Origin of the sequence: Syntrophothermus sp. (genome assembly GCF_013314835.1) — a bacterium.
Classification (GTDB): domain Bacteria; phylum Bacillota; class Syntrophomonadia; order Syntrophomonadales; family Syntrophothermaceae; genus Syntrophothermus; species Syntrophothermus lipocalidus.
The window spans coordinates 26,593-49,963 of record NZ_JABUEX010000020.1; the positions used below are offsets into that span (position 1 = coordinate 26,593).

Below are 23,371 nucleotides of genomic sequence, written 5' to 3' on the forward strand. Positions count from 1 at the left end.
CCCTTTCGACTACGATATAACTAGTGGTGATTTACCTGAACGCCTTTATGCTTTCGATCAACGCAACCAGGTTCTCTTCCTTCACGCCGCTCTGGATATTGTGAACCGTGGCGAACACAAATCCCCCGCCATTACCGAAAACCCTCATCCTGTATTTCACCTGTTCTGCCACTTCGTCGGGCGTACCGAACGGAAGCGTGTTCTGTGTATCAACTCCACCGCCCCAGAAGGTCAACTTGTGGCCGTAGTTTTTCTTGAGCCATTCGGGGTCCATCCCCGCAGCCGATGTCTGTACCGGGTTCAGAATATCGACTCCGGCATCCACAAAATCGTCAAGCAGTTTCACCACTGAACCGCAGCTATGGTAAAAAGTCTTCCAGGAAGTATGCCGGTGAATCCAATCATTAATCGCCTTATGATATGGCTTGAACAGTTCACGGTACATATCGGGGCTAAAGAACGGACCGTTCTGTGTGCCGAAATCCGTCCCGCTGATAATGAGCGCTCCAATCCTATCGCCAACTGCCTGGTGTACCAGTTTCAGATTCTCAAGCGCCACCTCAAGCTGTATATCGAAAATGCCCTTGACGTACTCCGGGTGTGCCATGAGTGCGATGTACCATTCTTGCGGATCTCTGATGCCCCTAGGATGTTTCAGCATCGGCCCGGGGACCCACGCGATGTCACCGAAGCTAGCGGAAATGAGGTTACCAATAATGAAGTAATCCGTGTTATTAAAAAGTGCTGTTGACGTTTCTTCGATATACCCGAGTTCTTCATCGGTAAGGATTTTGTACATCTGCCTCGCCCAGACTTCAGGATCGAGGTTGCTGTAGTCTATCAGTTCCTGTCGGACAATGGCGTCGAAATAGAACCCTCCCTTGGGCATCTTTCCGGACGGTGGAACCGAGGTGTCTCCCTCGGGATATATGTACAGGTTACCCTCCTCGTCCTGTGTTGTTATGAACTTCTCCGGAACTAACACCTCTGTCCCATCGAAAAGGGTCCACGGTTTCCAACCTTCATTCCTGAATCCGAACGCAGTGGTGGGAAGAGTCAACCCGATGACGTCTACCCCGATCAGACTCCTGATCTCCTCTTCAACTTCACCGAGTATCTGATAGGGCTCCCATACCTTTACCCGCCCTGCTTTCAAGCCCAGTCTCTTCCTGAGCTTTGCATATGAACTGGCGGATATTCCGGTGACCGCTGTTGCTCCTAGATCCACCGGTACCTTGTCGGGTTGTTCGTGGTTAATGGCTTTGTATACTCTTTCCCTGGATGTCACGGAATCACCCCCCTAGGCAAGATCATTCCAAGTACTGAAAAACTATTGGTTCCAGTAGTGCCAGGATATTCTCCAGGGGCACATCGCCGGGTATTGCGTGTGCAGGAGAAAGAATGTAGCGGCCTCCCCGGCCGATCTCGCGGATCATTTTCCGGGCGATACCGCGTACCTCGCCAGGCGTCCCGAAGGGCAAAGCCCGCTGGATATTAACGCCTCCATAGAACGCAAGCTTCTTCCTGTATGTTCTCTTGACTTTGAACACATCCATTACTTCGGGCTGAGACTGTTGATTTCTCCTAACTAAATGGGAGCAAGGACTGCACCTTGATAAACGAGGATAATGCCATAATCTCCATATAGCCCCACAACATGGGGGATTTGGTGCGTGTTAGCCCGAGTACCCTCTCCCTCGCAGCCCCTCTTGGGGGCCTTGCGGGGGGAAAGGGCACACTACTCCCTATGCTGCTATAGGCTCTGCCACTGCCGAAGCCTTTCGCTCCTAGAGTAGCGTGAAGATGCGCTTTACGTTCAAAGCGATCGCCGTTAATAGAACCTGGAGATTCACCTTCTTAAGCCACCGGTAGAGGACCCTTGCCATGCCGTGGAATCTCTTGGCTTCGCCGAACTTCGGCTCTATCCTGGCGCAGATTGCCTTGTCCTTTTGGAAAGCCTCCGTCTCATTATAGGCAGCCACTTGCCGGAGTTCCTCGTAATACACGCTGACGGATGCGCTCATGTAATCCTTGTCGCCTATGCAGTCATCAATAGAAACTACTTAGTTTCTATTGAGAAAAACCCGGTTAGCTTTCCATATGTTGTTGAATTCAAGTCGCCAGAATCCCATATATTATGGGTGCGATTAAAGAAAATGGACTTTTTCAATGGAAAATACATAGTGGTGTGCTCTCGCAGAACTCAGCATAGTTGTCTATTTCCGTCATCTGGCGCGTAACAGCCGGATCTACGAGCGCCTCAAATATAGGAACTCTATCGGGAATTTCGCCCGATAACACCGCAACCGCTCTTTCGTATGAATTCATTTAAGAACCCCTCATAAAGCCTTAACGGATCGGACTGGACCTCTTTCCACCCGCCGAATCGAGCACTGAATTGCGTCATACCTTCGAACCGCTACGGGATTGCCTCACTCCTTGATAGCGGTTTCGTCCCATCCCGCTCAACTTTTCATCCCGCTCAACGCAATTGTTTCAATTAACTCTCTGCGCATCGCAAGGAAAGCCAGCAGAGCCGGAAAAACGATAATAACGGCCCCGGCCATGAACACCGAGTAATCCTGTGCGCCAAATCGCTCAGAAATCTGTACGATACCGATCGGCAAGGTCATCTTCTTCATGTCCGATACCGCAATTAACGGCCACACGAAATCATCCCACTGGACCACGAATGTATAAATCCCCAGACCCGCCAGGGCGTTTCGGCTTAGGGAAATGATGATGGTCCAGAATATCCGCCATTCCGAACAACCATCGACTCGTGCCGCCTCAATGAGTTCAGTCGGTATGCCCTTCATGAATTGCCTCATCATAAACACACCGAAGGCAGATATCAGATATGGCAAGGTCAATGCCGGGAGAGTATTAATCAGTCCGAATGACTTGACCATCAGAAACAACGGTATCATTTTAGTGGGAAAAGGTATCATCATTGTTCCAAGAAAAAGGTAGAACAGTAAGTCGCGTCCGCGGAACCGGAATTTTGCAAAAACGTATCCCGCAAGAGCACTTGTGAAGATCACGAATATGGTGACTACCACTGTCACGATAATACTGTTGACAAAGAAGTATCCGAAGGGCGCCCTTCGGAAGACTTCAAAATAGTTCTGCAGCCCCATAAACGTCTGGGGGATGAAAGTCGGAGGATAGTTTATTGCCTCCCGGGAAGGTTTGAAGGAAGTAACCAACATCCAGTACAGTGGGAATACCATTCCCACCGCAACTATTACCCAAAGAACGTATTTCAACTTCCCAATGTAACGTTCCATCGCGATCCATCCTTTCGAGCAAGCCGGATTACTGAAAGTTAGTACTCGAAGTTCTCGCGGAACGACTTGAACTGGATCAACGTAACGAAAAACAGAGCGACGAACAATAACATAGCAAGGGTACTGGCTCTACCCATGGAGAAGAATTTGAACCCTACATCGTAAATATGTTGAACCATAACGAGCGTCGACGTCCCGGGGCCCCCGCCCGTCATGATGAAGATGGGCGTGAATATTTGAACAGCAAAGATTGTACCCGTAACTACTACGAATAAAGTAATTGGTTTAAGAAGGGGAAAGGTAATGTAACGGAATTTGAGCCATCCGGTTGCTCCGTCGATAGCAGCAGCCTCGTAAAACTCGGTGGGTATAGTGTTGAGCCCCGCCAGGAATATGATCATTCCATAACCCACGTTCTTCCATTGGGTCATCAGCCAAACTGAAGCCAAAGCTTGAGATGATGAAGTGATCCACTGATAGGGTCCCAGACCGACGTACTTCAGCAAATAATTCAACACACCGAATGTTGGCTGGTACATCCAGCTGAAGAGTAACGAGGTTGGGCTCTGGGAAGCTACCACAGGAGCGAAAATCAGCGTCATAAGGATTATATTCCAGGGTTGCTTGAAAGATTTAACCAAGAGGGCCATAGCAAGACAGAAGAAAGTGCCAACGCCCACGGTCGCGAGGGTGAAATAGAAAGTATTGCGGAGGCTGGTCCAGAAAAGCGGGTCCGTGACGACGTCCGCATAGTTTTCCAACCCCACAAACGGTTTGCGAGGCGAAACCAGGCTCCAGTCGAATAGGCTGATGTAGAAACCGTACAGGATCGGGTAGATTGCGAAGAGGAAGAAACAAGCGCCAATCGGAATCAAAGCAAGAAGCACAAACCTTGTTTGTTCCCTACGAAGACGAGCTTTCAACTGCCATCAGCTCCTTTCCCTTACGGGGCACCGCCCCCTTGCGAACGGTGCCCCACAATCCCACAGTTAGATCAGGTTTTTCTCTTCAGTGCCTTGTTGACTTGGTTCTCCGTCTGCTTCAAGAACTGGTCGACAGTGATTTCCTTGGCAGCGAGCCACTCAAGGTTTCGGCCTATGATCAGGTCAATCTCTTCCCAGTTGGGTACTTTCAGAGAATAGTACGGCTTCATCAACTTCAGGGTATCGAAGAAAGTGGAAGTCCATTTGTCGCTTTCGATCTGTTTAGCCAATGAGTAAGTCATTGGAGGAAGATTGATCTCGCGGTATATTTCAATATATTGCGGGTCTTGCGACATGAACTGGATCAGCCTCCACGCCGCTTCACGAGCCGCCCCTTTGGTCTTGTTGTTGACTACCCAGTACCATACATACCCTGCCGAGGAGATCCGGTCACCTTTCAGAGTAGGGAGAGCCGCAATTTCAAACGGCCAACCACCTTTGGGACTGGTCGCCTTGGTCCACGACCCGTGGAAATACGTCCCGACACGACCCAGGGTGAACATATCCCAGGCCTTCTTACCGAAATCCGGATGGCTGAGCGCTGCATAGACTTTGGTCGCTGCTTTCCCGCCAGGCGTGTTAAAGGCGGCGGCGGAAGCGTCTTCGTTCACTATTGAAACCCCGTAAGCTGAAAGGATATTGGCCCAGGTAATCACGTTCCAGCTGCCATCCGTCTCGGTGTTCAACATTGCGCCAACTTGTTCAAAGCTGTTGTCGGCTTTCCTCTTATCCATCTTGGGAGCTATCGCCATAAGTTCTTCCCATGTGGTCGGGAAAGCCAAGCCAGCCTTCTTATAGAGGTTTACATTCGCGATAGGCCCCCAAACACCGAAGTGCTGAGGATACCCGTACACTTTCCCGTTGAACGTGGCACCGGAAATGGCTGCAGGCACAAAGTTCTCCTTCAGATCCTTAACAGCCCAGTCGGGAGCTTCAGACAAATACCCAGAAGCAACAAACTGATTCATCCAAGGTCCGTAGACTCCAATTATGTCAGGTGCCGTGCCGCTCACAAACCCGGTGAGGACCTTTGTGTTGAGGTCCTTGTGAGGAACTGTCATGAATTCAACCGTAACGCCCGGATTCTGCTGTTCAAATCTTGAGATATGACGTTTCAGAACGTTGTTCCATTCCGTTGCGGTATGGGCCAGGAAGGTAAGGCGCACCTTTTCGGCGGCGAATACCGGTACAGCGAGTCCCGCAGCCAAGACCAACAGAAGCGCAATCGAGATTGTCAAGCGACCACTCTTCATTTGGATTGTCCCTCCATTTCTAATGTCTTTTTCCCCTGGTCAACCCGGTATTAGCTATGACAAATCGGTCAGTATCTACCCCCTTTCAACCGACGGCGACTTATGTTTTGGGTCGGTTGATATTGATAATACTGTCCATCACAGACTAGTGCCGGAGAAACTGATCACAAGAGATCTTTTGCCTATCCGAGAGCCTTTGTTTATTTGCCTCCTTCTCCTCCTTGATTTACTGGTGATTTCTCTGGAATTTCACCCTGGATGGCGAGGTTTTATCCAATGTACGTCTGGCGTATTTGACCTCATGCCGACATTATGCGCTCCTACAGGAAGATACGGAATTCTGGAGAGCAAGGTCTAACGAAAACCGGAGTTCGCCGGACATCTAACCGCACTGCCAACTCTCCAGATATACAAGCATTCATAGCCTCTCGGCATACGAACGAAGAGAGCGGACGATGCTATCATCTAACTCAGGACCCCAGTCCACTATCCATATACGAGAAATCCGTGCAGGGTTACCTATGGATTGGAGGATGGATCCAATGAGGTCGTCCAATTCCAATTCGGTTTTACCAGCCAACTCGGTGGCGTATAGTAATGGCGTTATAGTGGCCTCGGGTATAGCCTCGGCAACTAATCTTAAATCGCCTTCCCAGCCAACTTCTATGTGGGATATAGGCCTCAGGTGAGTATACGATGAAAGATAACGCTCCATATGGGATCCACAATGATGGAGAGTAAATACTGCTGCTTGGCTACGTAGCCATTGATCGTGGGGAAAGACCTTGGTTTGGTAATGATCGGGTGATATCATGATTACCGGGCAATTGCCTAAGAATAACTTCCGGTTTCTGCTATTATGCTCAGTCGGTGATATTTTACAAGTCAGTTCATCATAGAGGTTGATCATTGTGTTAGCTATCACGCTAAGGACATGATCTGCTACCCTGGAAGCTTCCAACAGAGCTGCCAAGAACGAAGTGCCGAACATGGTGACAGCTACATTCAACGGCCCACCCATGTTGATTTCGCCATTACAGAACCCGTATCGATCGATGAGCAATGCGGCCTGTCTCATGGTCTCTGTAAAAACCTTTGACTCCGAAAGAATAGGACACTGGATGCGACCCATATGATCATAATCGAGATCGACGCTTAATACAGAGGGAGGTTGATCTCGGTAGTACCGGATTTCAGCACCTAACAATGCCGAGACAAATCTATGCCCATACATCTCCACATTCGGTGTCGGTGTTGGATCGGCGCAGCCTAGGCCGACATCGCCAAATCGGTCAAAAAGAACACGCTGCATTTCCATCGTCTGTTCCGTCCTTCTTATAGGATCCAGCCAGAATGCTTCATCGAACTCAAACCCATAATTCTTGTTCCACCATAAGGGGGAGAAATCGATAGTAACCTCGGGGTAGGATTTGATACCGTCCATTGCCCAAACCTCCTCTATCTGGTTAGACTCCCCACTTCTGTACAAAGCACTCGTTGTATACGGCGACGAAAACAGGTTTCTGTATTAATTCCCTTGGTCTTCTGAGAATAGCTTGTTTTACCCGTTCTTTTCGCGTCACGGTTATATGTACCCTTTCTCTATACAAGGGAAGGATTGCCGTTGCTGTTAATCCGTCTTGAGCTATTGGAATTACAATGGTTATGAGAGCTTTCACACGTGAGCAAACATCAATTAAAGCTGCCTCCTCTATATCTGAGGGAGGCTCTTACAAGAAACTGGTCAAAACTCAAATTCCCAGGGGTAGATTGAGAAGCAAATAAGCAATACCTAAGCTGGATAGACTACCCATTAAGTACTGTATTGGAGATTTAAGACTCCCTACACAACTCTTAGAATGATTTACATAGTTTCCACTGAAATGACAGACTTTGCTTCCCAAATCGTAACCACTATATGTTGAGCCTCGGCGTTTCAATTTCAACTATATAAAGGAAGTTAATCGAATTCTTCAATAAAAATTACCTAATACACAATCTGGGACGGCTCTGTAAAAGCAAGATAGTGTTATTACTATTATCTACGTATAAGTGTAAAAGAAAGAAAACGATATGTCAACTATAATTTATTCCGGTTCTAAAACATTATTCTAGAATTGAAACCAATGTAATCAACCATTATACTAAACTATAAGAGTATCGCCGTCTTTCGGTTTAAGAGGTAGGTGCTTATATTAAACTATGGATGATCTAATACCTAACCATGCGCTTAAAGAAGATAGACATCGTGCTATCCTTGAACTCCTCTCGAAACATAAAAGCTTGAGGATATCGCAATTAAAAGAAATGTTCGGTGTATCCGAGGTCACCCTGCGCTCCGATCTTTCCCAATTGGAAGATCAGGGATTGGTTATCAGGGTCCACGGGGGCGTGCGCCTTCCGAAACTGAACGAGACAATAGAGGTCCCCTATTCACAACGAGCCATTGAGAATAAACAACAGAAAATCAATATTGGTAAAGCTGCAGCAAAAATGGTGAATGATGGCGACATAATCATCCTAGACTCCGGCACAACCACCATGCAAGTGGCGCGACATCTAAAAGATCATAAAGGGGTAACCGTTGTGACTAACAGCCTTAATGTTGCCTCTGTCCTAGGAGTTAATCCTAACCTGATTGTTCACCTAACTGGTGGAATATTGAACTACGCAACATTATCATTGGTTGGGCCAGAAGCTGAGCGAAGCATATCAGATATTAAGGCGGACAAACTATTCCTGGCCGCTCATGCTGTGGATAACGGACACCTGATGGAAAGAGGGATCCTCATGGCGCAGGTAAAGAGAGCCATGATTCAGAGCGCCCGAGAGGTGATTCTAGTCGCTGATTCCTCGAAGTTCGGAAAGATAAGTTTTACCATCGTAACTGACCTGCACAGCGTGGATATTATTATCACCGACTCCAACCTGGAAGCCAGGATGCAAGATGAATTACGGGGTTTCGGATTGAAACTCGTCTTGGTTTGATCACCCCATCTTGATTTTCATTAACTTGGGTTTTGCAGAAACACATCCAGGAAACTGGAAATCTCATTTTACGCAGCCAACCCGGAACGAAATGGGAATAACCTACACTCCCCCAGGGGCGTAGCCTCGGTTCAGAAATGCAACATCATAAAGGAGGCTAGCGGATGTCAAGTGGAGAGCCTATATGGCCATATCTATGACCACCTTTAAGGTATCGTTCCTGAAGTCATGGCAGAGCTTAAGGCCGAACTCAACCTGCTCTAGCGAAATCCGGTGTGTTATAATCGGCTCCAGGCGTATGGCCCCGTTAGCGACCCAGTCAATACATTGTTCAACAGCAACTCGAGCTTCCACCAGTCCGCCATCGCGAAAGACGATACCCTTCCCCTCGAGCTCTGGTAGCTTTTCCTTCCAGTCAAAAGGCGGCACCCCGTACGGAACAAAAGCCATACCGGAATGCCCCAGAGCCAAGACATCAGTAACAATGTCGGCTCCGGTTGCATCGATGATAATATCCAGGGTTTCCCCTATATCCCGAACTTTATCAATTACGTGCCCTTCCTGAGCATCGATAGCGACATCCGCGCCCAACATAAGAGCTTTCCCGAGTCGCAACCTGTGTCGACCGACTGCAATGACCTTTCGGGCCCCCATGGCTTTAGTCAACTGCACATAGATCAATCCTGCAGGGCCCAACCCGTATACTACTGCAACATCACCTTTCTTAATCGCCCGTGTTCCATCTGAATCGAATAATAGTCGCGCTGCTCCGATGACCATCTCCATTATGGGAGCAACAAACGCTGGAATCCTGTCGTCTACCTTACCTAATTATTGACAAGAAATCGAGTAGGAGGGGGCGGCTAACCCCCGTCCTCTCACACCACCGTACGTACCGTTCGGTATACGGCGGTTCATGATGTAAAACGAAGCTGGTCATACCTTCCTACGAGACTACGAAGTCCTTGGTTTCGCCAGAAGGCCAGACCAAGGGCTTTGTTCATTTGTGGAGTGTTTGCCAAACGCCAGTAACCCTTCCGAGAACCGCTGATGAGGGCAGCCCAGTCCGCGGGTATTCCCAAAACGATGAGGTTACGAAGTTTGGTCTTGGGCTTCTTCCATTGCTTCAGGTAACACATTCGAAGCCGCCTACGAACCCATTCATCAAGTGACTGGAGAACGCTGCGGGTATCCGCTAGCTTAAAGTATCCAATCCACCCCATCAAGTACGTGTTCAGTGCTCCAATCCGGTCCTCCATGGATTGACTTCGGCTTCGTTTCGTTAGCTCTCGGATCTTATCCTTAAACCGTTTAATGGTTTTAGGTGCTAACCGTATCCGAGGCTCCTTGTCCCATGTGAATGAGAACCCAAGAATCTTCCGCTTCCACGGTCGGTCTACCGCGCTCTTCTGCAGGTTGACCTTAAGTTTTAGCTCCCCTTCCACAAATCTCTTGACACTCTCCATTACCCGCTCCCCGGCCCTTTGACTTTTCACGTAGATGTTGCAGTCATCGGCATACCGGACAAAGCAATGACCCCTCCTCATCAACTCCCGGTCAAGGTCGTCCAGCATGATGTTAGCCAACAGAGGGCTCAGCGGGCCGCCCTGCGGCGTCCCTTCCTCTGTGGCCACACAGCATCCGTTAACCATCACCCCAGCCTGAAGATATCGCCGAATGAGTCGTAGAACCCGTTTGTCCTTCACTTTCCTGGCTACCCGCGACATCAAGATATCGTGGTTGACCCGATCGAAGAACTTCTCTAAGTCCATGTCTACCACCCAGCGGTATCCTTCGGAGATATACTCCTGGGCTCTTCTGACTGCATTCTCTGCCTTTCTGTATGGGCGAAATCCATAACTGAACGGCGAGAACTCGGGGTCGAATGTGGGGGTCAGAATCTGCAAGAGTGCTTGTTGGATGATGCGGTCGAGCGCTGTGGGTATACCTAATAGCCTGACGCCTCCGTCGGGTTTCGGGATTTCGACCCTTCGGACCGGCTTCGGATGATATGTTCCAGCGAGCAGTTGCTCCCGAATCTCGGGCCAGCTTTCCTTCAAATACTCACGAAGGTCTTCAACCTTCATTCCGTCAACGCCAGCTGCTCCTTTGTTCGCCTCTACTCGCTTCAGCGCTCGAATCATGTTCTCCCGCTCTACCACCATCTCCATAAGGTTGGTACGATTTGCCTCGCGGGTCGTTCCGGTGGTTTGCGCCGGAAGAGAACTCGGCGCTTCCCCAGCTCCCTGCGGATTCACCGCTTCCTTCTGAGGATAGCTCCCAGATGGGATTTTCTGCTGTCTTTGCTCTCTCCTCGAGCTCGCCATGAACTTCCCTCACATTCATGTTCGGCCCTTCCTTGGCGGACGTCTCCACTACAAGTACTACGGCCTCTGCTGACTTCTGCCGGTTCAGCCGTACATCGCTGCACGGGTTACCAATTCAATTGGCACCTCCGGCAGATCTCCCCGGGTAAGAACGCTGTCTTTCCCTCCATGCGCCCGCCCCATTTACTCTCGGCAGCCTTCGGTAGCAAGGACTTCGCTTTGTATTGCAAGCTCATCCAACTGCCGCTAGCCTCACCTGTGGTTCGTGGTCCTCGGGCCGGAGGTTTGCCGCCGGCTTCCTTCAGATTCTGCGTCACCGCAGACACCCTTGCCTTAAGCTACAGCTACTGCTACCTTCGCTGTTCGGGACTTTCACCCTATAGACAACGCCCATGCCAGGCGCACAATAAAAAAACCCGGCCTCTTAAGGCCGGGCAGTAAGAATCAATGTTCAAATCGTACCTGTGGGATAAGATCAATAGCATCCTTCAACGCTTGCTCCCTTGCCGAATCATCCAGCTTCGCCGGATTCTCCCCGGGAAGCCTGCTAGCCGGTACGTGATATTCGACCTTGACCGAAAAAGGGTCAAGTCCTATGCTGGCTTCGAGTCGAGCTCTACCATCTCCGAATGCTCGAAAAAACCCAATCTATTCAAGATCGCTACTACTACATCCACCACCGCCCCAAGGATGAAGTCCTGATACTTCTGCACCCACTCAGGCAATGTGAACCCAAGCTTGGTTAACTCATCTTTGAGCCTGTCCACCACCAACTGGTCGGCATCTTCCCCAACAACGAGGAGGCTGCACAAAGGCTGATTGGAGCAGTGGTTATGGAGATTGATGAGGAGTGGACAACGGGGCATAAGTATCTTGACATGACCGAATACTGGGCATGGAGGCAAGGCCTTTCAAAACAGAGAGAGGTCAAAAGAGGAGAAGAGACGCACCCAGAAGCAACCTAGAACAGTAGACTGGGAGGCGATAGCTACCACACAGAGGAGAACTTACACACAAAATCGGACTCGACCCTATATTTTATAAGATTTTCCATATTAATGTCATTCTCTCCAAAGAGAGTGACAACGGCCATATAAGAACTATTGCTACTAACGATTTTTCATCTGGGGTTTGAACGGGTTGATTATTGGATTAACTAGGAGTGGCTAGCTAGCGAGAATCACTAAGCGAAAGGTAAAATCCCTGCTAGAGCGGGTGGGCTGTCTAGTTGGCGATTTATGCTAATCAGAAGACAAAAGTCCTCTTACGGCTAGGAAAGTGTTCCAGCTAGCATATTTCACTAATCGTAGCAAACGCCCTGCTCAGGCTGAGGAATGTTCTGGGCTTATTGATCTACGCTAATCAGAGGATAAAAGCTCTGCTACGGCTGACATTCATTGGAGCGTTATTATTAGATCATTATTAGCAACTAATAGTCAACAAAGAAGTCTGAATGCTAATGCCTAGAGGCCTTCTAGACAAGTCTAGCGAAATTCCTAGAGAGTTTCCTTGCTTTAGGTGCAGTCGCTAGCTCCCGCTAGCGCACCATCCCCAGGATGTCTAGGAATGTCTAGCGGGCTAAAGGTGTAAATCATGAATACTAGGCCAGCCCCCCTCGGATATGCCAGAGATAAAGAGAGTGGCCTGCAGTTAGTTAGTTCCCGAAGAGGCAGAGACGGTCCGCAGAATATACTCCCTACGCAAGCAAGGGTACACCTTGCAGGCGATCGCTTGTACCCTTAACGCCGAGCTGTGCCCCTCAATTTTCGCTTCTACGCCCTTGATTTTACAGGGGGTAATCATATGAGCCCGTCCCCAATCACGCCTCTACGGGCCTCCTACGCGTTTCTAGAGACCTCCTGATGGCATATCCCTATCGGAAAAGCATCGCTCCTGTTATAAGGTTTTGCAATACTATTCCAACACCGGATTCCTGAAACCCGGTACCCCCCTTAACGAATTTCGCGGTCGCCTTCGCGAAGCCGCGCGCCCGAATAGCCGGGCCATCAGATTCCGAAGATTGAAGACCCCCTATACCACCCGGAATGCCTCACCCTCCAGCTCTTGCACCCTCAACACACTGAACATCGCACTGACGTGCCACTGACATTACTCAGGATACCGCCGCCCTTGCTCCTCTGCCCCAGGCCTTAGTATATAGCTCCATGCACGTCCAAGACGTCTTCTACTTCAGGAGGCGGTGGAGACGGGACAAGTTTTGACTGAGCTCGCGGGAATACGTCAATCTGGTATCACGGGACGCCCGCTTCCCTGGTGCGGTCTGCGAAGAAGATAGTATATGCCAATGAGACCGTCGATTGCCAGCATCCACGCTAGGCACACCTCGGCATACAGGCAGACAAGCCCCGCCTTGCGGAGAGCAGGGTAATTCTCCGTTTTGCTGAGCAGCATCATTGTGAAACCCGCGAGAACTGCGACAAATTGCAGCCTGGAGACGGTGTTGGGCCGGAAATTGGCGGGTCCCATCACGAGGGCCAGCAGGCGTGTTTTGTTATCCTTGAACCTGAGATGTGATGCCTTAATCCGGTCTGTAATAGTCACAAGGACTTGAGGCGTGATCATCAGAACCACTATGCCAGTTTCGAGCACGCCGTTGGTGAGGGCCAGGATGCCCATCCAGCCGCCGACCAGCCAGTCTGAGAAGTGGTCCAGGTATGCTCCGGTGCGGGAGGCCTGCTTTCTAGAGCGGGCGAGCATGCCGTCGATTGTATCGGTAAGCGCCGCGGCGATGAGGACATTTGTTTGGACTTCAAGGGGCTGGCCGATCAGGAACAGCGCTACGGCTACACCCACTAGGACTATCCTGAGAGATGTGATGTGGTTAGGGTGGACCCATCGAGGTATAATGGCTGCTATGATACGGCCGAGGGTTCGATCCCTCAGGTTTTCTTCGAGCGAGGTCAGCCGCTCCCACATGGACGTTCCTGCCCCCTTTGGTCGATCATTTATTCGGGCTTATCGCAGTACTGCTCCGGTTTTCTATAACTATATCAGGATTCGACATATTTGTCCTGATTTCTTGCTCCGTGAGGGGGGTCGAGACCTCAACTAACTTTTCATTCCTCACTTCCATTCTATCCTAGCCAATACTATCGGGTCCACCAGGTCAGGTATGGATACCAGCTGGGTCGCGAGAACCACGTCAATCACAGCTTGCGCCGTTCGAATTTGTTCTTCGATCTACGTAGTAAACCTGCCCCCTGGGGCCTTTCCTGAGTTCTGCTTTCAATCGCCCGTCCTTTATCATGCGCCGGGCCGTTGTGAGGGATACCCCCAGCCTTTTCGAGGGTTATCAATCCCACCCTTATCATCATCCTTATCATTGGATAGGGTCATGACAACCCTATTCACCACACCCTATCCACTGTGACAACCCTTGTCAAACCACCCTTATCATTGGATAGGGTCTCTATTTCTGCTCTAAACGTGAAGGGTCTTTTGCTTCTCTTGGCACCTCAAGGGCATCTAGGAAGTCTTCTATAACCTTCATTCGCTCTTTCTCGTCTTCGATGTATGGCATTAAGGAGAATATCATCTTGTTCTCCCTGCGAATCGCCTCCAGAAGGGCTGCGCCGTCATACTCCTCCCAGAGAACCTCTCGCCCCCCAGGTGTTTCTTTGAAGCATACACGGGCACGAGGATGTCCACGCCCGCGGGGAATCTCATAGACATGCCCGTCGGCAACGTAGTAATGCACATAAAGAAGTCTGCCATTCTTGCGTGCGTAGACGCGCTTCCCTCGCTTGTAGGCATAAATAGCTTCTCTCAACGGCCACCCTCCCTTCGCGCCTCTGCAGCAACGCCTATGCAGTGCATAAGGGTAGGTTATTGCGAGGGCCTTGGGCTATCCTGTATTTCATGCCACCCCAGGAATTCCGCGGCCTTGCGGTCCAGCTCCTTACCGCACCCGCTGCAGTACCCGGGCAGGTTTAAGCTCCGCCCTGTAGGGTCCTGGGCCTCGACGTAGGTTACGGTCCGGCATTGCCGGCATTTCCACGCAAGCAGTTTCGACATGGCTCACGCAGCTCCTTTTAGTCTCTTAGTCGTCTATTGCTTTATCGAACTCTGAAAATCTAGGATTCTCTACGCCTCAAAAAATTCCCAATCCCCTGGGTCATAACTTCCCCAAGGCATGATTACCACGGAAATCCCTTCGCCATTATATATCTCTATTAATTCATCGGTGGCTTCTGTACAGACAACCCAACAGGAGTCTACTTCGCACCCCCAGTTTGATGCAAATTCTTCTTCGTAAGTAATAAGCTGTCCAAGCGCATTATGTGATAGGGGCCTTGTTTTAACTTCAACAAGTGCGACTTTCTCGTTCTCGAAAGCCTCGCATCCTATATCCTCCGTCCAAGAGGAATCTGCCCACTTGACAGGGGGGAGCACCTGACTCTCAGCCCCGAGAACACAAACGGCATCCACTTTGTGCCGTGGCCGGCTCCAGTCGCCCCCTCTTCTTGAGGGGGCAACAGGCACCTCAAAGTACCAGCTCCCCCAGTCTGAGAGAAATGCTACGAACCTCTTTACGCGCGTAGCATGGTTACCCCCTCCAAGACCAGCCCCCCGTTCGTTTAACTGCCAAATTGGAAATGATCTAGGCACCATCGATCCCCTTCCTCTCTGCGCAAGCTAGAATTACCAATGCTCACAGTTTGGGGCTCCTTATCTCCTCTCGACAGTGCCGGCACTTCCCCGCTAGAAAGTTTCATGGAGCCCCCCTACTCAATGCTTATATACGTCACCCCTGGGCAGTATCAAAGTCACCGTTACAACCCTTGTTTGTTTGTCCACGCGGTAAATAATGCGAAGGTCTCCCTCTCGCCGTCTCCAGGTTCCGGGCTTGCCTTTAACTGGCCGAATATCCCCGCTCCACGGATTTTCTTCCATAGCCTCAAATGCTTCGTCTAACCTGGCCGCCGTATCCGCATCTAATCGTTCGTAATAGTTCCGCGCCTTGCGGGAAAGTTCAACCCGAAACCTTTGTCCGCCGAATTGCACGCCAGGGCACCACCTCTCCACGGGCAACTTCAGCTTCGGCCTCTTCAAGCTCTCGGTATTCCTCTTTTGTTAGCTCCTCGAATTTGTCGGCCTGGAGCCACCTGGCGTACTCGAGGAGTTCCTCTAGGTCCTCTTCATTCAGGGTCTCCATTATCTTCAGCAGTTCTTCGCGAACGCCCATTGTCCCGGCCTCCCTCATATATAAGCTCCTCGCGAATACCCACAGCGCGATCCTTACTCAATGCTTGTAAACATCGCCCCGGGGCCTTATATCATATATCCTTACTTCTCGGGTCGTTTCATCTACTTCATAGAGGATACGCCAGCCGCCTACCTGATATCTGTAGCAACCAGGCTCACCTGCAAGTTTCTTTACATTCGGTCCCCAGGTCGGGTTAACCTCCAGGTATACAATGCACTGGTCAATGCCATGCCGCAGCTTCGCCGTCAGCCTCTTGTAAATCTTTTGTGCACCCTTGGTTAGTATCACATCATAGGAATGCATCAGATATCACAGCTCCGCTTAAGACCACGCCACTTCATGTATTCCCCACGGGCATATTCCTCTCTACCCCTGGCAATGGCCTCGCGTTCCTCCTCCGTGGGTTCCACTTCTTCGGGTTCTTGTAGCAGCCGCACATAGTCCAGAACAGCCCTTAGGTCCTCCTCGCTCATGGCCTCAATTGCCTTTAACAGTTCTTCACGAATGCTCATAGTTTAGGCCTCCTCTTGTTGAAGGGTCACAGCCTCCGATAGGCGCCACCACGAGGCCGTATAGCCGCAACATAAACGGTATTCTCCGTATCGTTTATGGTGTAGAAGATTCGCCAATCCCCCACCCTCAGCCTCAAGAGGTCCGGGACCCCCTTTACGGGGATTATGTCGCGGCCTGGGGCAGGATATGGGCTTTCAGCCAGGCCATAAATCTCCTTTTGCAATCGCTTCCGTTGACGGCTGTCCAGCCGGCGTAGAGTCTTCGCGGCTTCATGTGAGACAATAACATCCCAGGTGCTCACTGCCCCAGCTCCTTGCTTAGGTCTTCCCACCGTTCGACGCGGCCAGCTTTTATGTCTTCAAGCCCTCGCTGTATAGCCGCCAGGTCTTCAGGAGAGAGTTCCTCCTCTGCGACCGGCATATGGGGGGTAAGGAAGCGGTCCAGGTCCTCCTTGCGAATACGCCATTGACGCCCCACTTTGCCGGCAGGGAGTTGGCCTTCCCTCAGAATCTTATATACAGTGCGTAAGTCTACCCTCAGATAGCTGGCAGCTTCTTCAGGTGTTAAAATCAGCCCCTCATTCATAGTAAACACCTCCTACCGATACTATACACTACTTTCCGCTATTATTCAATAGATGCTTGACAACTCCCTCGGGATGGGTTATTATAAATTCTGCTAAGAATTTATAAAGAAGAAGGGGGTCCTCCCTATGGCAAGCAAGAGAGTGGCAAGACTTCAAAGGCAAACTAAGCAACAGGCGGAGGAAAAGCAAATAGTCGCTCGAAAAGCAGTCGGCTACATTCGGGTCAGCACCGACGAACAGGCCGCCCAGGGTTATGGTCTCAACGCATTTGATCAGCCGGATCTCGAAGTTGGCCGGGCCAGCAGTTTAGAATTAAATCGGCAATAAACGGAGGTATAAATAATGCCTATCAACATTCCAGATCGTCAGGAATTTCGTAAAGGCTGCGAGGAATTTAAAAACCATGAGAAGCGTGATGCTATGTACAAAGTGGCAACTTTTCTTGTATCCCATTTTTGGGGTAAACCTTCGGATATGGCAGATGGATTAGGTGTATTGTTGTTGACGTGGAATCAGGCATTTTATCGGTATGGGCTTTTCGATTTTGATAAACTTGAAAAATGTTTAACCGATAATCTCTCCCGAATTGAAAACTTCAGAGATAGAGACATTTTCACGTTATCAAGTTCCGATAATGATGATATAAAGCATTTATTTGATGATTTACTTAAAGCTTTGCAAATCGATTCAGGTAAAGCGCAGGGGAGGAGGAGCCCTGTAGCAGTGGCTAAAGCTTTACATCTCTTGGCTCCTAAGTTTTTTCCTCTTTGGGATAATAAAATAGCGCAAGCTTATGGGTGTTACTATAACGAGAATCCTGCGGAAAGATATGTTAAGTTTTGCGAGATTATAAAAGACATAGCAAATGAAGTTAAGGATTACACTAGTCGATCGGAAAAAACACTTCTCAAGTTAATAGACGAATACAATTACTCGAAATATACATATGGGTGGATCTAAAAATGGACCACCAAGCGAAACGCTACGCCCCTTTGCGATTATTAACGAGAATTTAAAAAGAAGAAGGGGGCCCCCGGCATGGCAAGCAAGAGAGTGGCAAGACTTCAAAGTCAAACTAAGCAACAGGCGGAGGAAAAGCAAATAGTCGCTCGAAAAGCAGTCGGCTACGTCCGCGTCTCAACCGACGAACAGGCCTCCACAGGTTACGGCATGGAGGCTCAGGAGAAAGCCATTCGCGCCTTCGCTGAATCCCAGGGATACGAATTAGTAGACGTCATCAAAGACGCCGGCATTTCAGGTGCCACAAAGCCAGAGGATAGGCCGGGTTTCCTCAAGGTGCTCCAGCTTGCGGAGAAAAAGGCCTTCTCAGTCCTCCTTGTGTGGAAGTTCGATAGACTCGCCCGCAACCTCGCATACGCAGTTACCACGGTTAACGCCCTGCAGGACCAATACAACATAACATTGCGTTCCGTCACCGAACCCATAGATACGGCCACGCCCATGGGGCAAACGATATTCGCCGTCCTCGCCGGCATGGCCGCCCAGGAGAGAGTTACCATCACTCAGCGCACCCTTGCCGGCAAGAAGGAAAAGGCTCAAAGGGGAGGGTTCGCCGGGGGCCCCGCACCGTTAGGGTATGCCAGGGATAAGGACGGAGGCCTCCAGGTTGTAGCCGAAGAAGCGGAAACAGTCCGCCGCATCTACACGCTGCGTAAGCAGGGCCGCAAGCTCCAGGAGATAGCAGACACACTCAACGCCGAAGGCGTCCCCACGAAACGGGGAGGCCTCTGGTACCCGGGTACAGTTCGGTATATCCTCGATAATCCCAAATATCAGGGCTACGTCGAATACTACTTCCGATGGGATGGAGAGAATTACGTCCTTACGAAGGGCAAACAGGAGGCCATCATCCCAAAAGCGGGATAACCTGCCGAAGAGGGCAGGGCAAATAGCAGAGGAGCAGTCGTCTTCACATGGCCGCTCCCTTAGCTTTTTATAGCCTCGCGAAACTCGCAAAACTCCCTGCCATGGGCCTCTACACCCAGGATAGGTAGAATCACCTTAGCCTGTCCTAAAACTCGCGCCTGCGGGCCTCCTGCGTGCTCCTGGAGGCCCCTTTCCTCCTAACGTTTACCCAACTCTTGCCCTACCACGGGCCATAATAAGGTTACTACTAGAACCAACGCCTAGACTAGCCTAGTGACAGATGGCACCCGCACCAATAACAAAAAAGTCCGGGCATGGCGCTCAAGGCTCTCCATGTTGAATCTACAGCACCAGTTAGTTCCCAGTTTATTCACCTTTGAGTTTCATAACCCCGTTACGCCAAGTGCCTACCTCACAACTTTGAATGAAGAACGTTATCTTAACCTCATTCTTAGATACTTGAGGGAACGCTGGCTGAATGTATTTCTCAAACACATAGTTACCTGCTTCCTCATATGCCACCCTAACCTCTCTATCTGATACCGAGAATCTACCCTGCCCAAGATAAAAATTCCAAGTGGGCTGACATGTTGTATTAACCCACGCCTCTAACTTAAGTCCATCTGCAGTAGACAGTACAACGATGAATGACGTCTGAATCAACTTTTGCGTTAAAGCCCATCCCCCTGTATTAAGACGAGCAGTTAATTCAAGAGCTGTCCAATAATCGCGCTGAGGCACGAAGGAATCTTGATTGATTGTCACTGCTGGAATTCCCTGGGGATTGTATATCCTCACGGATCCGCCTTCTTTATCAGCCCACAACCATACCCCCGCGCCTTCTGGGTTGTACAGGCCGATATTCCCGCCCAACACCACCCCTAAATGCATCCCACCCTTGCCTTCTGGGTTGAACAAATTGATCCAGCCGCCCGCTATTGTCGACGCACCTAGTTCAATTTGTTTTTTGCCTTCTTTATTGAACATCTCAATCCGCCCGCCATCCCCCCCCTCCCGTGCGGCACCGCGAAGCACCAGCTGTTCCCGCCCGGCTTCATCAACCACTACCACGCGCCTGGCCCGTATCTCATCAACGATGCTTTCCGCTGCCTGTAGTACCCGCGTTTCACGAGCCACTCCCAAAAACAGCGCCACAAATAGCAACGGGTAGACTATGTATCTCTCCCACTTAGCCATAAGAACGCCCCCTTTTTTTGTTGTAGCAGTTACCCCTTTTGGGCTATAATAAAATCGGCAGGGCAAGGGTTTGATTTGGGGCTTTTGTCCCTGCTAGAGGGTGTCTATCTTAGCGGGATCGGGCACCCTCTCTTAATCTCCCCATTTCAATATTCACTTCTTCTTCAATCCTCAGATATACAGCCCACGCCTCCGGGGGAAATCAGCCTGGAGATAGAGGCTTGCAGAGCTGCTTAACCTGAAAATTAACCAATAATTGTCACCCTTGTGTTCAGGGGTTGTGGTTTATTGCCTTCACGAATAGCTATGACATGTTTGTGCTCCAAGCTTTCTAGCCACTACAAATAGGACACTTTGGAAAAAACGAGGGGGGTTAAACAGCCTCCTAGGAGATTGCTCGAAAACCCTCACAGCCTTCATATGTTGTAGCCATCCTTAGGAATTGTCCCAAATATATTGTGGGATGTAGCCCCTTCGATAGGGTTTCCGAGCATATTCCTAGAAGCCTTTTAAGGGCTCAAGAGGTTATCCTCTCATCCTTTAGGACTATTGTTATATCTTTGTCAGACAGCCGATACAGGGAGAACACCTTCTGATTTATCTCGCTCTCTAGCTTACCAATACTCTCTCCTATCTCGGCTAACCGTTCCTTTGGGGTCCGAATGTATTCCTCCCATTCGTCTCGCTCGACAACGGGAATGGTATGCTTGAACTTCGCTTTAATCTCTTTGTGCAGGTCAGCGAATTCAAGTTCGTACCACTGCTCTAGCCTACGGGAGGACCTCCCAGGCCCGAAGTCGGTACATATGCGGTGGAGAACTGTATCCTGTATGGCCCGCCGTTTGGTGTATAGTTCGTACAGATGTTCCGCTAACGCTCCTACCTCGTTTTGCTGTGTTGTAGTGGCTCTAGGGATAGGTAGAGGTGCAATGAACTGCCTGTTCGCCGAACGATAGCCTCCACGAAACGGTTTTGACCGCCTCCTCCAGAAAAAGTCGCCAACCGGGGAGTTAATGACAGCTAAGACATACCACGGGTTCCACCCTGGCTTGACGAAGACACCTCCCACGTCGACGTTATCGAGGCAGAACTTCCCGGTTAGGTCCATCGATGCCTCCAGGTGTAACAGCAAACGGGGGATAATCAACTTTGGAAAATGTTGCTTGTCCAGATTTTGGATTCGGCCAAAGGCCCACCAGCCATCATCTCTATCCATAATCCCATGCTCACGCTCACGAAGTATCTTCTCGACTTTGCGGAGGTAGGCCCAAGCATGGGGGAACCTGTTCTCCATCTCATCCTGGGTCCACAATCGTACATGCCAGTTGCCATCCTCCCCCTCAGTCACATCATATGGGAATAGAATATACGTTCTGGTGACCGGCTCAACGTATCGTTTCACATGCTCACCGGACACGAGGGGGCGCATTATCTCTTCCTCTATCTCAACCTCCGCCTTGCGCGCCCGTGAAAAGAACCGGTCGTGGTCAATCCTTTCGAGGTGATATACCTTGTCTGCACTCGTTTGAACGCCCACGAATATTCGGTAAGCCACTTCAGATAGTGGCTCACCGGATTCACTTAAGTGGCGCATAATATCTTGCTCGTCGGCTGGAAGAAGAACCCAAGGGCGCTCATTAAGGTCTCTATACGAATTACCGGCCCATTGGAGAGACATTAGGTCGCCGTCAGGTGCCTCCGCATAGGCTACCTCGTTTACCGGCTGGCGAGTGAAAAACTGAAGCGCCGTGTACGTGGTAGTATCCTTGAATACTTGATAGCTCTTGAAATCAACGAGTCGGTCCATGTACCTTAGTTCCGCTAAAAGGCCACGTAACCCCTCCCCATAGTCGTTCTTCATCCAGACACTCGGGGCGATGAATCCCATTCTTCCCCCAGCTCTCAGAAGGTTGAGTGACCTCTCAATGAAGGGAAGATACATATCAAAGTTACCTGTCTGACAAGTCCGATAGTGCTCAATGAGCCAACGAGCTTCCCGAGGATGGAACTGTAGGAAGTTCTGCAACTTAATGTACGGCGGGTTGCCGATGATCACGTCAAAGCCGCCATCCTGGAACGCCTCAGGGAATCGTGCCTGCCAATCAAAGGCTCGGGGATGAACGTTGGGGTCGTCCACCAAGGAGTTACCACATTGGATGTTATGGTCCAAGTCGGTAAGAGGCTTGCCCCTTTTTGCTGTCTTAATCCATAGGGACAGCTTGGTTATCTCCACAGACTCCTCGTTTAAGTCCACGCCATAGAGGTTGTTGTTAAGTATAGTCTTGTTCAGGTCCCAGAACGCTGCCTGTTCGGCCATACCAGAGCGCAGCTCGGCCAAGGCTCTGTTTACCCGGTCATATTCAGTCCATAACAGGTCAAAAGCAGCGACCAAGAAGGCTCCTGAACCGCAAGCGGGGTCAAGTACACGCGTTCGGAGTAAAAGCTCCCGGTACTCGTCATAAACCCTTTGCCAAGTAATTCTCTTCTTTTTCTTACTCCGTTTCTGGTCTGGCTGATGCTTGTCTACAATGCGCCGAAACTGCTCCTCGAGATACTTGCCTAAGGTTTCCTGGACGATGAACTGCGTGATGTATGGCGGAGTGTAATAAACCCCCTCCCGCTTGCGGCGGGAAGTACTTTCTACCTCTTCGCCATGTGCCGCGGCGTGCATTGCTTCCAAGTCACTTATCGATTGCTCAAATATGTGCCCGAGGACGGTTACGCTAACTTCAGAATCAAAATTGTAGCGAGTTAACTGTGTTAAGAGGTCGCAGGCTTCATCGGGCAATTTAAGGCTATCTAGGTTAGGGTCAGGAGCGAAGAGGCCACCATTATAGCCTGGGATGCTGTCTGGTGGATATCCTTTGTCGATGGCACGGAAAAGTCCCTGGAGAACCTCCCACTTGGAGAATCCTGGTGGGACCGCTTTGGAATGTCGCTCTAGCGTCTGCGCCGGGAGCAGTTGACAGTCTTCACAAAAGCAGATGAAGAGGATACGGTCCAGAATCTTCTGTGCCTTGCTAATGAGCAACGATATACTCACACCTGGATTGACTGAACGCAGGTACTCCAAGAGGCACAGACGCATTTCCTTATACTCAAGGTATAGGCGGTTCGTTA

Annotated in this window: 28 protein-coding genes and 1 pseudogene; 6 read left to right on the forward strand and 23 right to left on the reverse strand. The window is 50.1% G+C overall.

Going from position 1 to position 23,371, the window contains the following annotated elements; translation table 11 throughout:
- Positions 1-31: 31 nt before the first annotated feature.
- From HPY90_RS07820 to HPY90_RS07855, 8 genes are all read right to left on the reverse strand, one after another.
- Complete coding sequence (locus HPY90_RS07820; RefSeq protein WP_287193259.1) at positions 32-1,288, reverse strand: uroporphyrinogen decarboxylase family protein; 1,257 nt, start codon at positions 1,286-1,288, stop codon at positions 32-34.
- A 22-nt stretch (positions 1,289-1,310) separates the two neighbouring features.
- Complete coding sequence (locus tag HPY90_RS07825) at positions 1,311-1,550, reverse strand: uroporphyrinogen decarboxylase family protein (protein ID WP_287193262.1); 240 nt, start codon at positions 1,548-1,550, stop codon at positions 1,311-1,313.
- A gap of 237 nt (positions 1,551-1,787) precedes the next feature.
- Complete coding sequence (locus HPY90_RS07830) at positions 1,788-2,054, reverse strand: transposase (RefSeq protein WP_353733646.1); 267 nt, start codon at positions 2,052-2,054, stop codon at positions 1,788-1,790.
- Positions 2,055-2,166: 112 nt separating this feature from the next.
- Entirely contained in the window at positions 2,167-2,328 is a 162-nt protein-coding gene (locus tag HPY90_RS07835) for a hypothetical protein (protein ID WP_287193263.1), read from the reverse strand.
- A 137-nt stretch (positions 2,329-2,465) separates the two neighbouring features.
- Positions 2,466-3,290 (reverse strand): carbohydrate ABC transporter permease, encoded by an 825-nt coding sequence (locus HPY90_RS07840; RefSeq protein ID WP_287193265.1) that lies wholly within the window; start codon positions 3,288-3,290, stop codon positions 2,466-2,468.
- Positions 3,291-3,328: 38 nt separating this feature from the next.
- The gene (locus HPY90_RS07845) at positions 3,329-4,213 is read right to left on the reverse strand and encodes a carbohydrate ABC transporter permease (RefSeq protein WP_287193266.1); all 885 of its coding nucleotides are present in this window, start codon (positions 4,211-4,213) and stop codon (positions 3,329-3,331) included.
- A 71-nt stretch (positions 4,214-4,284) separates the two neighbouring features.
- Positions 4,285-5,526, reverse strand: coding sequence for an ABC transporter substrate-binding protein (locus HPY90_RS07850; protein WP_287193267.1), 1,242 nt, complete (start codon positions 5,524-5,526; stop codon positions 4,285-4,287).
- Positions 5,527-5,944: 418 nt separating this feature from the next.
- The gene (locus tag HPY90_RS07855; RefSeq protein WP_287193269.1) at positions 5,945-6,970 is read right to left on the reverse strand and encodes a uroporphyrinogen decarboxylase/cobalamine-independent methonine synthase family protein; all 1,026 of its coding nucleotides are present in this window, start codon (positions 6,968-6,970) and stop codon (positions 5,945-5,947) included.
- A 758-nt stretch (positions 6,971-7,728) separates the two neighbouring features.
- On the opposite strand from HPY90_RS07855, the gene HPY90_RS07860 reads away from it, so the two are divergent.
- Positions 7,729-8,514 carry a DeoR/GlpR family DNA-binding transcription regulator gene (locus HPY90_RS07860; RefSeq protein ID WP_287193271.1) on the forward strand — a complete coding sequence of 262 codons (786 nt, stop codon included), beginning with the start codon at positions 7,729-7,731 and terminating at the stop codon, positions 8,512-8,514.
- 180 nt (positions 8,515-8,694) lie between these two features.
- Here the strand turns inward: HPY90_RS07860 and HPY90_RS07865 are convergent, their stop codons facing one another.
- The 3 genes from HPY90_RS07865 to HPY90_RS07875 form a co-directional block, all read right to left on the reverse strand.
- Complete coding sequence (locus HPY90_RS07865) at positions 8,695-9,300, reverse strand: zinc-binding dehydrogenase (protein WP_287193273.1); 606 nt, start codon at positions 9,298-9,300, stop codon at positions 8,695-8,697.
- A gap of 128 nt (positions 9,301-9,428) precedes the next feature.
- Complete coding sequence (gene ltrA, locus HPY90_RS07870; RefSeq protein WP_287193312.1) at positions 9,429-10,685, reverse strand: group II intron reverse transcriptase/maturase; 1,257 nt, start codon at positions 10,683-10,685, stop codon at positions 9,429-9,431.
- Positions 10,686-11,434: 749 nt separating this feature from the next.
- Positions 11,435-11,614: a hypothetical protein gene (locus HPY90_RS07875; protein WP_287193274.1), complete on the reverse strand. Its 180-nt coding sequence runs from the start codon at positions 11,612-11,614 to the stop codon at positions 11,435-11,437.
- Positions 11,615-11,674: 60 nt separating this feature from the next.
- On the opposite strand from HPY90_RS07875, the gene HPY90_RS07880 reads away from it, so the two are divergent.
- Together HPY90_RS07880 and HPY90_RS16120 are read left to right on the forward strand one after the other, a co-directional pair.
- Positions 11,675-11,806 carry a hypothetical protein gene (locus HPY90_RS07880; RefSeq protein WP_287193276.1) on the forward strand — a complete coding sequence of 44 codons (132 nt, stop codon included), beginning with the start codon at positions 11,675-11,677 and terminating at the stop codon, positions 11,804-11,806.
- A gap of 707 nt (positions 11,807-12,513) precedes the next feature.
- Positions 12,514-12,648, forward strand: a pseudogene (locus HPY90_RS16120) (hypothetical protein); the annotation flags it as partial.
- A 434-nt stretch (positions 12,649-13,082) separates the two neighbouring features.
- Here the strand turns inward: HPY90_RS16120 and HPY90_RS07885 are convergent.
- From HPY90_RS07885 to HPY90_RS07930, 10 genes are all read right to left on the reverse strand, one after another.
- Positions 13,083-13,778 carry a CDP-alcohol phosphatidyltransferase family protein gene (locus HPY90_RS07885; RefSeq protein WP_287193278.1) on the reverse strand — a complete coding sequence of 232 codons (696 nt, stop codon included), beginning with the start codon at positions 13,776-13,778 and terminating at the stop codon, positions 13,083-13,085.
- 493 nt (positions 13,779-14,271) lie between these two features.
- Positions 14,272-14,631, reverse strand: a complete 360-nt coding sequence (locus tag HPY90_RS07890) for a hypothetical protein (RefSeq protein ID WP_287193280.1) — start codon at positions 14,629-14,631, stop codon at positions 14,272-14,274.
- A gap of 56 nt (positions 14,632-14,687) precedes the next feature.
- Entirely contained in the window at positions 14,688-14,876 is a 189-nt protein-coding gene (locus HPY90_RS07895; RefSeq protein ID WP_287193282.1) for a hypothetical protein, read from the reverse strand.
- Positions 14,877-14,945: 69 nt separating this feature from the next.
- On the reverse strand, positions 14,946-15,473 hold the full coding sequence (locus HPY90_RS07900) for a hypothetical protein (RefSeq protein WP_287193284.1): 528 nt from the start codon (positions 15,471-15,473) through the stop codon (positions 14,946-14,948).
- A gap of 117 nt (positions 15,474-15,590) precedes the next feature.
- A complete protein-coding gene (locus tag HPY90_RS07905; protein WP_287193286.1) occupies positions 15,591-15,866 on the reverse strand; it encodes a type II toxin-antitoxin system RelE family toxin in 276 nt (91 codons plus the stop codon).
- Entirely contained in the window at positions 15,835-16,047 is a 213-nt protein-coding gene (locus tag HPY90_RS07910) for a hypothetical protein (protein WP_287193287.1), read from the reverse strand. The genes HPY90_RS07905 and HPY90_RS07910 overlap by 32 nt, the downstream gene beginning before the upstream one ends.
- Positions 16,048-16,104: 57 nt before the next feature.
- Entirely contained in the window at positions 16,105-16,371 is a 267-nt protein-coding gene (locus HPY90_RS07915; RefSeq protein WP_287193289.1) for a type II toxin-antitoxin system RelE family toxin, read from the reverse strand.
- A complete protein-coding gene (locus tag HPY90_RS07920) occupies positions 16,371-16,580 on the reverse strand; it encodes a hypothetical protein (protein ID WP_287193291.1) in 210 nt (69 codons plus the stop codon). The genes HPY90_RS07915 and HPY90_RS07920 overlap by 1 nt, the downstream gene beginning before the upstream one ends.
- Positions 16,581-16,606: 26 nt before the next feature.
- The gene (locus HPY90_RS07925) at positions 16,607-16,882 is read right to left on the reverse strand and encodes a type II toxin-antitoxin system RelE family toxin (RefSeq protein WP_287193293.1); all 276 of its coding nucleotides are present in this window, start codon (positions 16,880-16,882) and stop codon (positions 16,607-16,609) included.
- A complete protein-coding gene (locus tag HPY90_RS07930; RefSeq protein WP_287193295.1) occupies positions 16,879-17,166 on the reverse strand; it encodes a helix-turn-helix domain-containing protein in 288 nt (95 codons plus the stop codon). Before HPY90_RS07930 ends, HPY90_RS07925 begins: the two co-directional genes overlap by 4 nt.
- A gap of 127 nt (positions 17,167-17,293) precedes the next feature.
- Here HPY90_RS07930 and HPY90_RS07935 point away from each other — a divergent pair, with 127 nt between their 5' ends.
- The 3 genes from HPY90_RS07935 (at position 17,294) to HPY90_RS07945 (ending at position 19,054) form a co-directional block, all read left to right on the forward strand.
- Positions 17,294-17,494 carry a hypothetical protein gene (locus tag HPY90_RS07935; protein WP_287193296.1) on the forward strand — a complete coding sequence of 67 codons (201 nt, stop codon included), beginning with the start codon at positions 17,294-17,296 and terminating at the stop codon, positions 17,492-17,494.
- 15 nt (positions 17,495-17,509) lie between these two features.
- A complete protein-coding gene (locus HPY90_RS07940; RefSeq protein ID WP_287193298.1) occupies positions 17,510-18,127 on the forward strand; it encodes a hypothetical protein in 618 nt (205 codons plus the stop codon).
- 78 nt (positions 18,128-18,205) lie between these two features.
- Positions 18,206-19,054: a recombinase family protein gene (locus tag HPY90_RS07945; protein ID WP_287193299.1), complete on the forward strand. Its 849-nt coding sequence runs from the start codon at positions 18,206-18,208 to the stop codon at positions 19,052-19,054.
- 366 nt (positions 19,055-19,420) lie between these two features.
- Here HPY90_RS07945 and HPY90_RS07950 read toward each other — a convergent pair whose 3' ends face one another.
- Together HPY90_RS07950 and HPY90_RS07955 are read right to left on the reverse strand one after the other, a co-directional pair.
- On the reverse strand, positions 19,421-20,251 hold the full coding sequence (locus tag HPY90_RS07950) for a hypothetical protein (protein ID WP_287193301.1): 831 nt from the start codon (positions 20,249-20,251) through the stop codon (positions 19,421-19,423).
- A gap of 517 nt (positions 20,252-20,768) precedes the next feature.
- Positions 20,769-23,371: Eco57I restriction-modification methylase domain-containing protein (locus HPY90_RS07955; protein ID WP_287193304.1), on the reverse strand; the 2,603-nt coding region annotated here is incomplete at its 5' end.